The sequence below is a fragment of the Nonomuraea sp. NPDC048892 genome (assembly GCF_040649735.1).
GTDB classification, from domain to species: domain Bacteria; phylum Actinomycetota; class Actinomycetes; order Streptosporangiales; family Streptosporangiaceae; genus Nonomuraea; species Nonomuraea maheshkhaliensis.
The window spans coordinates 57,145-69,457 of sequence record NZ_JBEZFZ010000024.1 but is presented as its reverse complement, the minus strand read 5'-3'; the positions used below and the strand labels follow the sequence as shown (position 1 = coordinate 69,457).

The 12,313-nt window shown below is 66.2% G+C and carries 19 protein-coding genes; all 19 read right to left on the bottom strand.

Annotated elements, in window-relative coordinates; genetic code table 11:
* Positions 1–131 precede the first annotated feature (131 nt).
* Complete coding sequence (locus AB0C28_RS44485; RefSeq protein WP_020542298.1) at positions 132–317, bottom strand: type Z 30S ribosomal protein S14; 186 nt, start codon at positions 315–317, stop codon at positions 132–134.
* Between the two features lie 4 nt (positions 318–321).
* The gene (rplE, locus tag AB0C28_RS44480) at positions 322–897 is read right to left on the bottom strand and encodes a 50S ribosomal protein L5 (protein ID WP_106253395.1); all 576 of its coding nucleotides are present in this window, start codon (positions 895–897) and stop codon (positions 322–324) included.
* Positions 897–1,193 (bottom strand): 50S ribosomal protein L24, encoded by a 297-nt coding sequence (gene rplX / locus AB0C28_RS44475; protein WP_245956724.1) that lies wholly within the window; start codon positions 1,191–1,193, stop codon positions 897–899. The genes rplE and rplX overlap by 1 nt, the downstream gene beginning before the upstream one ends.
* A gap of 8 nt (positions 1,194–1,201) precedes the next feature.
* A complete protein-coding gene (rplN, locus tag AB0C28_RS44470; protein WP_090769698.1) occupies positions 1,202–1,573 on the bottom strand; it encodes a 50S ribosomal protein L14 in 372 nt (123 codons plus the stop codon).
* A 197-nt stretch (positions 1,574–1,770) separates the two neighbouring features.
* Entirely contained in the window at positions 1,771–2,082 is a 312-nt protein-coding gene (gene rpsQ, locus AB0C28_RS44465; RefSeq protein ID WP_346113060.1) for a 30S ribosomal protein S17, read from the bottom strand.
* Positions 2,075–2,311, bottom strand: a complete 237-nt coding sequence (gene rpmC / locus AB0C28_RS44460) for a 50S ribosomal protein L29 (protein ID WP_106253417.1) — start codon at positions 2,309–2,311, stop codon at positions 2,075–2,077. Before rpmC ends, rpsQ begins: the two co-directional genes overlap by 8 nt.
* Complete coding sequence (rplP, locus tag AB0C28_RS44455) at positions 2,311–2,730, bottom strand: 50S ribosomal protein L16 (RefSeq protein WP_106253402.1); 420 nt, start codon at positions 2,728–2,730, stop codon at positions 2,311–2,313. Before rplP ends, rpmC begins: the two co-directional genes overlap by 1 nt.
* A gap of 2 nt (positions 2,731–2,732) precedes the next feature.
* Positions 2,733–3,581 (bottom strand): 30S ribosomal protein S3, encoded by an 849-nt coding sequence (gene rpsC / locus AB0C28_RS44450; protein WP_357862549.1) that lies wholly within the window; start codon positions 3,579–3,581, stop codon positions 2,733–2,735.
* Entirely contained in the window at positions 3,581–3,934 is a 354-nt protein-coding gene (gene rplV, locus AB0C28_RS44445; protein ID WP_103960883.1) for a 50S ribosomal protein L22, read from the bottom strand. Before rplV ends, rpsC begins: the two co-directional genes overlap by 1 nt.
* A 31-nt stretch (positions 3,935–3,965) precedes the next feature.
* The gene (gene rpsS, locus AB0C28_RS44440) at positions 3,966–4,244 is read right to left on the bottom strand and encodes a 30S ribosomal protein S19 (RefSeq protein WP_346113058.1); all 279 of its coding nucleotides are present in this window, start codon (positions 4,242–4,244) and stop codon (positions 3,966–3,968) included.
* 11 nt (positions 4,245–4,255) lie between these two features.
* Positions 4,256–5,092 (bottom strand): 50S ribosomal protein L2, encoded by an 837-nt coding sequence (gene rplB, locus AB0C28_RS44435; protein WP_106253407.1) that lies wholly within the window; start codon positions 5,090–5,092, stop codon positions 4,256–4,258.
* A 109-nt stretch (positions 5,093–5,201) separates the two neighbouring features.
* The gene (gene rplW / locus AB0C28_RS44430) at positions 5,202–5,504 is read right to left on the bottom strand and encodes a 50S ribosomal protein L23 (RefSeq protein WP_106253408.1); all 303 of its coding nucleotides are present in this window, start codon (positions 5,502–5,504) and stop codon (positions 5,202–5,204) included.
* A complete protein-coding gene (gene rplD / locus AB0C28_RS44425) occupies positions 5,504–6,151 on the bottom strand; it encodes a 50S ribosomal protein L4 (protein WP_357862552.1) in 648 nt (215 codons plus the stop codon). Before rplD ends, rplW begins: the two co-directional genes overlap by 1 nt.
* Positions 6,148–6,801: a 50S ribosomal protein L3 gene (rplC, locus tag AB0C28_RS44420; RefSeq protein ID WP_106253411.1), complete on the bottom strand. Its 654-nt coding sequence runs from the start codon at positions 6,799–6,801 to the stop codon at positions 6,148–6,150. Before rplC ends, rplD begins: the two co-directional genes overlap by 4 nt.
* A 14-nt stretch (positions 6,802–6,815) precedes the next feature.
* Complete coding sequence (rpsJ, locus tag AB0C28_RS44415; protein WP_012887830.1) at positions 6,816–7,124, bottom strand: 30S ribosomal protein S10; 309 nt, start codon at positions 7,122–7,124, stop codon at positions 6,816–6,818.
* A 265-nt stretch (positions 7,125–7,389) separates the two neighbouring features.
* Positions 7,390–8,583, bottom strand: coding sequence for an elongation factor Tu (tuf, locus tag AB0C28_RS44410; protein WP_357862554.1), 1,194 nt, complete (start codon positions 8,581–8,583; stop codon positions 7,390–7,392).
* Positions 8,584–8,734: 151 nt separating this feature from the next.
* Positions 8,735–10,834, bottom strand: a complete 2,100-nt coding sequence (gene fusA / locus AB0C28_RS44405) for an elongation factor G (protein WP_357862556.1) — start codon at positions 10,832–10,834, stop codon at positions 8,735–8,737.
* A gap of 33 nt (positions 10,835–10,867) precedes the next feature.
* On the bottom strand, positions 10,868–11,338 hold the full coding sequence (gene rpsG / locus AB0C28_RS44400) for a 30S ribosomal protein S7 (RefSeq protein ID WP_020542314.1): 471 nt from the start codon (positions 11,336–11,338) through the stop codon (positions 10,868–10,870).
* 2 nt (positions 11,339–11,340) lie between these two features.
* Positions 11,341–11,715, bottom strand: coding sequence for a 30S ribosomal protein S12 (rpsL, locus tag AB0C28_RS44395; protein ID WP_049572713.1), 375 nt, complete (start codon positions 11,713–11,715; stop codon positions 11,341–11,343).
* Between the last annotated feature and the right edge of the window lie 598 nt (positions 11,716–12,313).

Below are 12,313 nucleotides of genomic sequence, written 5' to 3'. Positions count from 1 at the left end.
CGCCGCGGTTTCCAGTCGGTGAAGCAGCGCTCTACCGGTGGACCTTCGGCGTGGTCACGGACGCGGGATGCGTCCTTGTTTTTCGTGAATATGAGCACCTGGGGGCGACACGGGGCCGCCCCTCAGGTTATCTACCAGCTCGACTTGGTGATGCCGGGCAGTTCGCCCCGGTGCGCCATCTCGCGGAAGCACACGCGGCAGAGGCCGAACTTGCGGTAGACGGCGCGGGGCCGGCCGCAGCGCGAGCAACGAGTGTATGCCCGGACCTCGAACTTCTGCTTGCGCCCCGCCTTGGCGATCAGCGACTTCTTCGCCATTGGATCAGGCCTCCTTGAACGGGAAGCCGAGGAGCTTCAGCAGCGCCCGGCCCTGGTCGTCGTTCTTCGCGGTGGTCACGATCGTGATGTCCATGCCCCGCGGACGGTCGACCTTGTCCTGGTCGACCTCGTGGAACATGACCTGCTCGGTCAGACCGAAGGTGTAGTTGCCGTTGCCGTCGAACTGCTTGGGCGACAGGCCGCGGAAGTCCCGGATACGGGGCAGGGCCAGCGCCAGCAGGCGGTCGAGGAACTCCCACATGCGGTCACCGCGCAGCGTGACGTGCGCGCCGATCGGCATGCCCTCGCGCAGCTTGAACTGCGCGATGGACTTGCGCGCCCGGACGACGGCCGGCTTCTGGCCGGTGATCACGGTGAGGTCGCGGACGGCACCTTCGATGAGCTTGGAGTCGCGAGCCGCCTCGCCGACGCCCATGTTGACCTTGATCTTGGTCAGGGCGGGGATCTGCATGACGTTCTCGATGCCGAACTGCTCGCGAAGCTGGGCCGCGATCTCCTCGCGGTACTTCGTCTTGAGTCGCGGCGTCGGGCGCTCGGTCTCAGTGGTCGTGGCAGTCATCAGCTGTCCTCACCCGTCTCCTCGTCGGCCTTCTTCTCGTCGGCCTTCTTGTCGGCGGGCTTGTCGTCCTTGAGCTTCTTCACGTTGGAGACGTGGATCGAAGCCTCCATGGTCTGCACGCCGCCGGTCTTGGCGCCGCGCGGGCCCTGGTGGGTCTCCTTGGTGTGCTTCTTGATCATGTTGATGCCCTCGACCACCACGCGGTCCTCGCGCGGGAGAGTGGCGATCACGCGACCCTTGGCACCCTTGTCCTTGCCGGCGATGACCTGGACCAGGTCACCCTTCTTCACATGCAGCTTCGGCATTACAGCACCTCCGGGGCGAGCGAGATGATGCGCATGAACTTCTTGTCGCGCAGCTCGCGGCCGACCGGGCCGAAGATACGAGTGCCACGAGGGTCACCGCTGTCCTTGATGATGACGGCGGCGTTCTCGTCGAAGCGGATGTAGGAGCCGTCAGGCCGGCGGCGCTCCTTGACCGTGCGGACGACGACCGCCTTGACGACGTCGCCCTTCTTGACGCCCGTGCTGCCGGGCAGCGCGTCCTTGACTGTGGCGACGATGATGTCGCCGATACCGGCGTAGCGTCGGCCAGAGCCACCGAGAACACGGATGCAAAGGATCTCCTTGGCACCCGTGTTGTCGGCGACCTTGAGCCGCGACTCCTGCTGGATCACGTCTTACTCCTGTTAGTCGCGCCGGTTCTCATCGCTGAGCCTGGCGGAACCCGTCATTGTCTTGTTCCCACGGCCACAGCGCCCCTGGAGGCACCGCACCGCAGGCGACGCGAGGCCCGCCCGAGGGCCTCGCGTCCTTGGACGCCGTCATGGGGGCTCTGAGAGCCCCCACGAGGCGCGGTATGTCCGAGAGGGCCTTACTTGGCCTTCTCGAGGATCTCCACGACCCTCCACCGCTTGGTGGCGGAGAGGGGGCGGGTCTCCATCAGCAGCACGCGGTCGCCGACGCCACAGGCGTTGGCCTCGTCGTGCGCCTTGTACTTGGTCGTACGGCGGATGACCTTGCCGTACAAACGGTGCTTGACGCGGTCCTCGACGGCGACGACGACGGTCTTGTCCATCTTGTCGCTGACGACGAGGCCCTCGCGGACCTTGCGGAAACGACGTGCGTCCTCCGCGGCCTCAGGCGTGGTCCCAGTAGTGGTCTCGGTGGTCTCGGTCTCAGCCATCGCTCGTCTCCTTCTCGACCGTGACGATGCCCAGCTCGCGCTCGCGCATCACGGTGTAGATACGGGCGATCTCGCGGCGGACGGCACGCAGCCGCCCGTGGCTCTCCAACTGACCGGTCGCCGCCTGGAAGCGGAGGTTGAACAGCTCCTCCTTCGCCTCCTTCAGCTTCTGGACGAGGGTGTCCTCGTCCTCGAGCCGCAGCTCCCCGGCGGTCAGGCCCTTAGCCATCACGCCTCACCCACTTCACGCTTTACGATCTTGCACTTCATGGGCAGCTTGTGAATCGCTCGGGTGAGCGCCTCACGCGCCACCGACTCCGCCACGCCGGACAGCTCGAACATCACGCGTCCGGGCTTGACGTTGGCGATCCACCACTCCGGCGAACCCTTACCGGAACCCATGCGGGTCTCGGCCGGCTTCTTGGTGAGCGGACGGTCGGGGTAGATGTTGATCCACACCTTGCCGCCACGGCGGATGTGACGGGTCATCGCGATACGGGCGGACTCGATCTGGCGGTTGGTCACGTAGGAGTGCTCAATCGCCTGGATGCCGAACTCGCCGAACACGACCCTGGTGCCGCCCTTGGCGGCTCCGCTGCGGTCAGGCCGGTGCTGCTTGCGGTGCTTGACCCTGCGCGGGATCAGCATGGTCAGCTCCCTTCAGCACCCGGCTGCGCAGCCGGGCCGGTCTCGGGGGCGGCCTGCGAGGCCGCCTCGTTACGGGGGGCGCGGTCGCCGCGGCCGCCACCACGACGGGGGCGGTCACCGCCACCACGACGCGGACGGTCGCCGCCGCCGCCACCACGACGGTCGTCGCGGTCACGACGCTGGCCGGCGCGAGCACCGGCGGCGGCCGCCTCGCGCTCGGCGCGGCTCGTCGGGGCCTCGCCCTTGTAGATCCAGACCTTCACGCCGATGCGGCCGAAGGTGGTGCGGGCCTCGTAGAAGCCGTAGTCGATGTCCGCGCGGAGGGTGTGCAGCGGCACGCGGCCCTCGCGGTAGAACTCCGACCGCGACATCTCGGCGCCGCCCAGACGACCGGAGCACTGGACACGGATGCCCTTGGCGCCGGACTTCATGGCCGACTGCATCGCCTTGCGCATGGCACGGCGGAACGAGACGCGGCTGGACAGCTGCTCGGCGACGCCCTGCGCGACGAGCTGGGCGTCGATCTCCGGGTTCTTGACCTCGAGAATGTTGAGCTGGACCTGCTTCTTGGTCAGCTTCTCCAGGTCGCCACGGATCCGGTCCGCCTCGGCGCCACGACGGCCGATCACGATGCCGGGACGCGCGGTGTGGATGTCCACCTGCACGCGGTCCGTCGTGCGCTCGATCTCGACCTTGGAGATGCCGGCCCGCTCCATGCCCTTCTGCAGCATGCGGCGGATCGACACGTCCTCGGCGACGTACGACTTGTACAGCTTGTCGGCGTACCACCGGCTCTTGAAGTCGGTCGTGATGCCGAGGCGGAACCCGTGCGGGTTAACCTTCTGGCCCACTATCGGGTCCTTCCCTTCGGCTCGCGGGACTCCACGATCACGGTGATGTGGCTCGTCCGCTTGTTGATCCGATAGGCACGACCCTGGGCACGCGGACGGAACCGCTTCAGCGTCGGGCCCTCGTCGACCCACGCGCGGCTCACTACGAGCGTGCTGGGGTCGAGATCGAAGTTGTGCTCGGCGTTCGCCATGGCGGAACTGAGCACCTTGTAGATCGGCTCGCTCGCCGACTGGGGAGCGAACTGCAGCACGGCCTGCGCCTCCGAAGCGGGCAGCCCGCGAATAAGGTCCACCACGCGGCGGGCCTTGAGGGGCGTGACACGGACGAACCGCGCCTGAGCCCTGGCTTCCATCGCTTACTCCTCTAAATGCTTCTGAAGGCGTCTATCGCCGGCTGCGCCGGTCGTCCTTGACGTGGCTGCGGAACGTCCGCGTGGGCGCGAACTCTCCGAGCTTGTGGCCGATCATCGACTCGGTGACGAACACCGGGACGTGCTTGCGGCCGTCGTGCACGGCGATCGTGTGCCCGAGCATGTCGGGGACGATCATGGAACGCCGCGACCACGTCTTGATGACGGTCTTGGTGCCCTTCTCGTTCTGGACTTCCACCTTCTTCTGAAGGTGCTCGTCCACGAAGGGACCCTTCTTAAGGCTACGTGGCATTTCGGCTGCTCCTACCGCTTCTTCCTCTTGGACCGACGGCGGATGATCAGCCTGTCGCTGGCCTTGTTCGCCTGACGGGTACGGCCCTCGGGCTTGCCCTTGGGGTTCACCGGGTGACGACCACCGGAGGTCTTGCCCTCACCACCACCGTGCGGGTGGTCGACGGGGTTCATCGCGACACCGCGGACGGTCGGGCGCTTGCCCTTCCACCGCATACGGCCGGCCTTGCCCCAGTTGATGTTGGCCTGCTCGGCGTTGCCGACCTGGCCCACCGTGGCGCGGCAGCGCACGTCGACCATGCGCATCTCGCCGGACGGCATACGCAGCGTGGCGTAGGTGCCCTCCTTGGCGAGCAGCTGGATCTGGGCGCCGGCGGAGCGGCCGAGCTTGGCGCCGCCACCCGGACGGAGCTCCACCGCGTGGATGAAGGTACCGGTCGGGATGTTGCGCAGCGGCAGGCAGTTGCCCGGCTTGATGTCGGCCGCGGGGCCGTTCTCGATGCGGTCACCCTGCTTGAGCCCCGTCGGCGCGATGATGTAGCGCTTCTCGCCGTCGGCGTAGTGGAGCAGAGCGATGTTGGCGGTGCGGTTGGGGTCGTACTCGATGTGAGCGACCTTCGCCGGAACGCCGTCCTTGTCATGCCTACGGAAGTCGATGATCCGGTAGGCGCGCTTGTGACCGCCGCCTTGGTGGCGGGCGGTGACCCGGCCGTGTACGTTGCGGCCGCCCTTGCTGTGAAGGGGCGCAAGCAACGACTTCTCGGGGGTGCTGCGGGTGATCTCGGAGAAGTCCGAGACACTCGACCCGCGGCGACCCGGAGTCGTCGGCTTGTATTTACGGATGCCCATCTTTTTCGTTCATCCTTCGTCGGTTACATGGGTGAGCCCGCCGCACCGAAATGCGACGGTCTCAGCCCCGCGCGGACCATGTGTGGCCCGCACTCACTTCTATGGCCGCTCAGCCGATCTGACCGAAGATGTCGATCCGATCGCCCTCACCCAGGCTCACGATCGCGCGCTTGGTGTCGGGACGCTTGCCGAAACCGGTACGGGTCCGCTTGCGCTTGCCCTGCCGGTTGATGGTGTTCACGCTGGTGACCTTGACCCCGAAGATCTGCTCAACAGCGATCTTGACCTGAGTCTTGTTCGCGGTCTTCCGCACCAGGAACGTGTACTTGTTGTTCTCATCGATCAGGCCGTAGCTCTTCTCAGAGACGATCGGCTTGATGATGATGTCGCGCGGGTCGGCGATCTTCTCCATCAGGCGTCTTCCTTCCCGCCACTCAGTCGCGCCACGACCTGGTCGTACGCCTCCTGGGTGAAGACCACGTCGTCGTGCACGAGCACGTCGTAGGTGTTGAGCTGCCCGGCGTCCAGCAGGTGGACCTCGGGCGCGTTGCGCAGGCTCAGCCAGGTCAGCTCGTCGTCCGAGTCGACCACGACGAGAACGCGCGCGGACTGGGTGATCTTGCGCAGGGCATCGAGCGCCGCCTTGGTCTTGGGCGTCTCACCCGTGACCAGCGAGCTCACCACGTGCACGCGACCGCCGCCGGCCCGGTCGGAGAGGGCACCGCGCAGGGCGGCGGCCTTCATCTTCTTGGGCGTACGCTGCGAGTAGTCGCGCGGCACGGGGCCGTGGACGGTGCCACCGCCGGTGAACTGCGGCGCACGGGTCGAACCCTGACGGGCGCGACCGGTGCCCTTCTGGCGATACGGCTTCTTGCCGCCGCCGGAGACCTCACCACGGGTCTTGGCCTTGTGGGTGCCCTGCCGGCGAGCGGCGAGCTGGGCCACGACCACCTGGTGGATCAGCGGCACGTTGACCTTGGCGCCGAAGATGTCCTCGGGCAGGTCGACGGTACCGGTCTTCGCGCCACCGGCGTCGAGGACGTCAATAGTGGTGCTCACTTGGCAGCCCCCTTCTTGGCAGCGGAGCGGACGAGGACCAGGCTGCCGTTGGCGCCGGGAATCGCACCCTTGATCAGGATGAGACCCTTCTCGGCGTCCACGGCGTGAACCTTGAGGCTCTGCACAGTGGTGCGGACGTTACCCATCCGACCAGCCATGCGCAGACCCTTGAATACGCGGCCCGGGGTGGCGCAGCCACCGATGGAACCCGGCGAGCGGTGCTTGCGCTGCGTACCGTGCGACGCGCCCAGACCACCGAAGCCGTGCCGCTTCATGACACCGGCGAAGCCCTTGCCCTTGCTCTTGCCCGTCACGTCGACGAACTGGCCGGCCTCGAAGGTGTCGGCCAGCAGCTCCTGGCCCAGGTTGTAGTCGCTCGCGTCGTCGGTGCGGATCTCCGCGAAGTAACGGCGCGGGGTGATGTCGTGCTTACGCAGGTAGTCGCCGAGCGGCTTGTTGACCTTCCGGGGGTCGACCTGTCCGAAGCCGAGCTGGATGGCGGAGTAGCCGTCCTTGTCGGCGGTGCGGACGCGGGTCACCACGCACGGACCGGCCTCGACCACGGTCACCGGCACCATCCGGTTGTCCGCGTCGAAGACCTGGGTCATGCCGAGCTTCTTGCCCAGGACGCCCTTGATCGTCTTAGCCATGTCAGTGCGTTCCCTCAGAGCTTGATCGAAATGTCGACACCCGCGGGGAGGTCGAGCCGCATGAGCGAGTCAACCGTCTTGGGGGTCGGGTCGATGATGTCAATCAGCCGCTTGTGCGTGCGCATCTCGAAGTGCTCGCGGCTGTCCTTGTACTTGTGCGGCGAGCGGATGACGCAGTACACGTTCTTCTCGGTCGGCAGCGGCACCGGGCCCGCGACCTTCGCGCCAGTCCGCGTCACCGTCTCGACGATCTTCTTGGCCGAGCTGTCGATGACCTCGTGGTCATAGGCCTTAAGCCGGATGCGGATCTTCTGTCCCGCCATAGTGGCCTCGGTGTCCTTCGCTGTCGTCTGAAAAAGTATCGTGCGGCCTGTTGCCGCTGATGTGTTGCTGCAGGTCGAACCCGCACTGACCCCACGAGGCAGACGTAGTCGATCTGCCTTTTCTTCCGTGATCCGGCAGTGACTTCGGTCACCTGTCATACGGCGGCCGAAGCTACTGCTGGATCACGGCGCCATCTGCATGGGGCCTTACGTGGTGCGGCGGTCGGCTCCGAGTCCGGGGCCGACCGCCGCCCCGACGGTCTAGCTACTTGATGATCTTCACGACCCGGCCGGCGCCGACAGTGCGGCCACCCTCACGGATCGCGAACTTGAGGCCTTCCTCCATGGCGATGGGCTGGATCAGCTCAACGCGCATTTCGGTGTTGTCGCCCGGCATGACCATCTCGGTGCCCTCGGGGAGGTTCACCACACCGGTCACGTCAGTCGTACGGAAGTAGAACTGCGGGCGGTAGTTGTTGAAGAACGGCGTGTGCCGGCCGCCCTCGTCCTTGGACAGGATGTAGACCTGGCCGGTGAACTCGGTGTGCGGGGTGGTCGTGCCCGGCTTGATGATGCACTGGCCGCGCTCGACGTCGTCGCGCTTGATGCCGCGGAGCAGCAGGGCGGCGTTGTCACCGGCGTGACCCTCGTCGAGCATCTTGTTGAACATCTCGATGCTGGTGACGGTGGTGGTCGTCTTCTCCGGCTTGATGCCGATGATGTCGACCTGCTCGTTGACCTTGACGATGCCGCGCTCGATACGGCCGGTGACGACCGTGCCGCGACCGGTGATCGAGAAGACGTCCTCGACCGGCATGAGGAACGGCTTGTCCGTCTCACGCGGGGGCTCGGGGACGTTCTCGTCGACGGCGTCCATCAGCTCGATGATGCTGTCGGCCCACTTCGCGTCGCCCTCAAGAGCCTTGAGCGCGGAGACGCGGATGACAGGCAGGTCGTCGCCGGGGAACTCCTGAGCGGACAGGAGCTCACGAACCTCGAGCTCGACGAGCTCCAGGATCTCCTCGTCGTCCACCATGTCGGACTTGTTGAGGGCCACGACGATGTAGGGGACGCCGACCTGGCGGGCCAGGAGGACGTGCTCCTTCGTCTGCGGCATCGGGCCGTCGGTGGCGGCGACCACGAGGATCGCGCCGTCCATCTGAGCGGCACCGGTGATCATGTTCTTCACGTAGTCGGCGTGACCGGGGCAGTCCACGTGAGCGTAGTGGCGCTTCTCGGTCTGGTACTCGACGTGCGCGATCGAGATCGTGATGCCGCGGGCCTTCTCCTCCGGCGCCTTGTCGATCTTGTCGAACGGCGTCGCAGCGTTCAGCTCGGGGTAACGGTCGTGGAGCACCTTGGTGATCGCCGCGGTCAGCGTGGTCTTGCCGTGGTCGATGTGCCCAATGGTGCCGATGTTCATGTGCGGCTTGTTCCGCTCGAACTTGGCCTTGCCCACTGGTTCTCTCCTTAGAGAATCTGACTGACTTTCGTCTACACACTCGGGCCCGGGAAATCCCGAACCCCTTGGCGGCGGGGTGGCTCTCACCACCCCACCAGGGACCAGGACAGCAGTCCTGGCCCAGCCCCTTACGGGACCGGACCGGAAACTATTCGCCCCGGGCCTTCGCGACGATCTCCTTGGCGATGCCCGGAGGCACCTCCGCGTAGGAGTCGAACTGCATGCTGTAGCTCGCGCGCCCCTGCGTCTTGCTACGCAGGTCGCCCACGTAGCCGAACATCTCAGACAGCGGCACGAGCGCCTGGATGACCTTGGCACCGGCCCGGTCATCCATCGACTGGATCTGCCCGCGGCGACCGTTGAGGTCACCGATGACATCACCCATGTAGTCCTCGGGCGTCGTGACCTCGACGGCCATCATCGGCTCGAGGAGCACGGCGTCCGCCTTGCGCGCGGCCTCCTTGAAGGCCATCGAGCCGGCGATCTTGAAGGCCATCTCCGACGAGTCGACGTCGTGGGCCGCACCATCGGTCAGCGTAACCTTCACGCCCACCATCGGGTAACCGGCCAGCACGCCGAACTCGGCGGCCTCCTGCGCGCCCGCGTCGACCGACGGGATGTACTCCCGCGGGACGCGGCCACCGGTGACCTTGTTCTCGAACTCGTAGCCGTCGTTGCCTTCGCCGAGCGGCTCGAGGTTGATGATCACCCGCGCGAACTGACCGGAACCACCGGTCTGCTTCTTGTGGGTGTAGTCGAGCTTCTCCACCTTGCGGCGGATGGTCTCGCGGTAGGCCACCTGCGGGCGGCCGACGTTGGCCTCGACCTTGAACTCGCGACGCATGCGGTCGACGAGGATCTCCAGGTGAAGCTCGCCCATGCCCCAGATGACCGTCTGACCGGTCTCCTCGTCCCGGCGGACCTGGAAGGACGGGTCCTCCTCGGCCAGCCGCTGGATGGCGGTCGACAGCTTCTCCTGGTCGCCCTTGGTCTTGGGCTCGATGGCGACGTTGATGACCGGAGCCGGGAACGTCATCGACTCGAGCACGACCTGGTTCGCCGTGTCGGACAGGGTGTCGCCGGTCGTGGTGTCCTTCAGACCCATGACCGCGACGATCTGGCCGGCGATCGCCGTCGGGCGCTCTTCGCGCTTGTTGGCGTGCATCTGGTAGATCTTGCCGATCCGCTCTTTCTTACCCTTCACAGAGTTGGTGACCTGTGAACCGGTCTCGAGCGTGCCCGAGTAGATGCGGATGTAGGTGAGCTTGCCCAGGTGCGGGTCGCTGGCGATCTTGAAGGCCAGCGCGGAGAACGGCTCGGTCGGGTCGGCGTGCCGCTCGATGACCTTCTCCTCGTTGCCGACCGCGTGGCCCTTGAAGGCCGGGATGTCGGTCGGGGCCGGGAGGTAGGCGACGATCGCGTCGAGCAGGGGCTGCACGCCCTTGTTCTTGAACGCGGTGCCACACAGGACCGGGTTGATGGCGCTGGCCAGCGTCGCGCGGCGGATGGCCGCGACCAGCTGCTCCTCGGTGGGCTGGGTGCCCTCCAGGTAGAGCTCCATCAGCTCGTCGTCGTTCTCGGCGACCGTCTCGATGAGGCGGTCACGCCACTCACGGGCGGCCTCGGCGTGGTCGGCCGGGATGTCGACGATGTCGTACATCTCGCCCTTCGCCGCCTCGGCACTCCAGATGAGACCCTTCATCTGGATGAGGTCGATGACGCCCTTGAAGTCGGCCTCGACGCCCCACGGCAGCTGAATGACAGCCGGCGTGGCGCCCAGACGGTTGATCATCATGTCGACGCAGCGGTGGAACTCCGCCCCGACCCGGTCCATCTTGTTGACGAAGCAGATCCGGGGGACTTCGTAGCGGTCGGCCTGACGCCACACCGTCTCCGACTGCGGCTCGACACCGGCCACGCCGTCGAACACGGCGACGGCACCGTCGAGGACGCGCAGCGAGCGCTCCACCTCGATGGTGAAGTCGACGTGGCCCGGAGTGTCGATGATGTTGATCGTGTGACCGATCCACTCACAGGTGGTCGCGGCAGACGTGATCGTGATGCCGCGCTCCTGCTCCTGCTCCATCCAGTCCATCGTGGCAGCGCCCTCGTGGACTTCACCGATCTTGTAGTTGATGCCGGTGTAGAACAGGATGCGCTCGGTCGTGGTTGTCTTGCCCGCGTCGATGTGGGCCATGATCCCGATGTTTCGGACCTTGGCCAGGTCAAGAGCGGTCTGCGTGGCCACTTCTCTCGCGTCCTCGTCGTCTCGTCGAACCCACTACCAGCGGTAGTGAGCGAAGGCCTTGTTGGACTCGGCCATCTTGTGGGTGTCCTCACGCTTCTTGACGCTCGCCCCGAGGCCGTTGCTGGCGTCGAGGAGCTCGTTCATGAGGCGCTCGGTCATGGTCTTCTCGCGGCGGGCGCGGGAGTACTGCACCAGCCAGCGCAGGGCCAGGGTGGTGCTGCGCGCGGCGCGCACCTCGACCGGCACCTGGTAGGTCGCGCCACCGACGCGACGGCTGCGGACCTCGAGCGTCGGCTTGACGTTGTCAAGCGCGCGCTTCAGGGTGACGACCGGGTCGTTGCCCGTCTTCTCCCTGCAGCCTTCGAGGGCGCCGTAGACGATCGACTGCGCGATGGAGCGCTTGCCGTCCAGGAGCACCTTGTTGATCAGGGCGGTCACCAGCGGCGAGCTGTAAACCGGGTCAGCCATGAGCTGACGACGGCCAGGAGAACCCTTACGAGGCATTGTTAGCTCTTCTCCCTCTTCGCGCCGTAGCGGCTGCGGGCCTGCTTGCGGTTGCGCACACCCTGGGTGTCCAGCGAGCCGCGGATGATCTTGTAGCGAACACCAGGCAGGTCCTTCACACGACCGCCACGCACGAGCACGATGGAGTGCTCCTGCAGGTTGTGACCCACACCCGGGATGTAGGCCGTGACCTCGATGCCGTTCGTGAGCCGAACGCGGGCCACCTTGCGCAGTGCCGAGTTGGGCTTCTTCGGGGTCGTGGTGTACACGCGCTGGCACACGCCGCGCCGCTGCGGGCTCCCCTTGAGGGCAGGAGTCTTGGTCTTGGAGACCTTGTCCTGCCGGCCCTTGCGGACCAACTGCTGAATAGTGGGCACTGCCACTCCGTTTCGTGCCTTGGCCGGTGTTACGTCATGGTCTTGCATTTCGCAGGTTCTGCCGGTGTCATGACCTGCTGGTTTCTCTTGTCTCGGCGCCCCCGCGCTCGGGCGTGTCGCGCTATTCGCACAGACACATCCGCGAGGATTACGAGCCAGGAAGCCGTCCTGCGCCCGCAATTGGGCGCACGGCCGAGAGCCCGTTAGAAGACGGGCACGATGCTCAAGACTACCCAGGCCTTGGCGACACGTCAAAACGGCGCGGCAAAGCGGACAAGCTCCGCCACTCCGGATCGCTGAGGCCTATTTCATCCAGCCCATCTACAGCTCCGGAACTCATGATATAGCCCCCTGGGGTGTTCCGCCCCCAACTCCACGAACCGCCACCCGCCCGTTACCTCCCCTTGTCCCACCAAATCCCCTTCAGCCACCCATCACGGCCACGCGACTGTGCCACACAACACACCCGCGCTCCCACCTCGGTGACACTTCCCTGCCTCTGTTTGGGGGGGCCGGGGTCGCCACTGCCCCGGGGCCGGGGTCGCCACGGAGGGGGCCCAGGAGGCGGCGTAGCGGCGGCTCGCCACTGACGGGTTCA

Bases quoted from the DNA above. Each gene is read 5' to 3' on its own strand.
- AB0C28_RS44485 (WP_020542298.1), bottom strand. From the start codon at position 317: ATGGCGAAGAAGTCGCTGATCGCCAAGGCGGGGCGCAAGCAGAAGTTC.
- rplE (WP_106253395.1), bottom strand. From the start codon at position 897: ATGACTGCCACGACCACTGAGACCGAGCGCCCGACGCCGCGACTCAAG.
- rpsQ (WP_346113060.1), bottom strand. From the start codon at position 2,082: ATGGCTGAGACCGAGACCACCGAGACCACTACTGGGACCACGCCTGAG.
- rpmC (WP_106253417.1), bottom strand. From the start codon at position 2,311: ATGGCTAAGGGCCTGACCGCCGGGGAGCTGCGGCTCGAGGACGAGGAC.
- rplP (WP_106253402.1), bottom strand. From the start codon at position 2,730: ATGCTGATCCCGCGCAGGGTCAAGCACCGCAAGCAGCACCGGCCTGAC.
- rplV (WP_103960883.1), bottom strand. From the start codon at position 3,934: ATGGAAGCCAGGGCTCAGGCGCGGTTCGTCCGTGTCACGCCCCTCAAG.
- rpsS (WP_346113058.1), bottom strand. From the start codon at position 4,244: ATGCCACGTAGCCTTAAGAAGGGTCCCTTCGTGGACGAGCACCTTCAG.
- rplB (WP_106253407.1), bottom strand. From the start codon at position 5,092: ATGGGCATCCGTAAATACAAGCCGACGACTCCGGGTCGCCGCGGGTCG.
- rplW (WP_106253408.1), bottom strand. From the start codon at position 5,504: ATGGAGAAGATCGCCGACCCGCGCGACATCATCATCAAGCCGATCGTC.
- rplC (WP_106253411.1), bottom strand. From the start codon at position 6,801: ATGGCTAAGACGATCAAGGGCGTCCTGGGCAAGAAGCTCGGCATGACC.
- rpsJ (WP_012887830.1), bottom strand. From the start codon at position 7,124: ATGGCGGGACAGAAGATCCGCATCCGGCTTAAGGCCTATGACCACGAG.
- rpsG (WP_020542314.1), bottom strand. From the start codon at position 11,338: ATGCCTCGTAAGGGTTCTCCTGGCCGTCGTCAGCTCATGGCTGACCCG.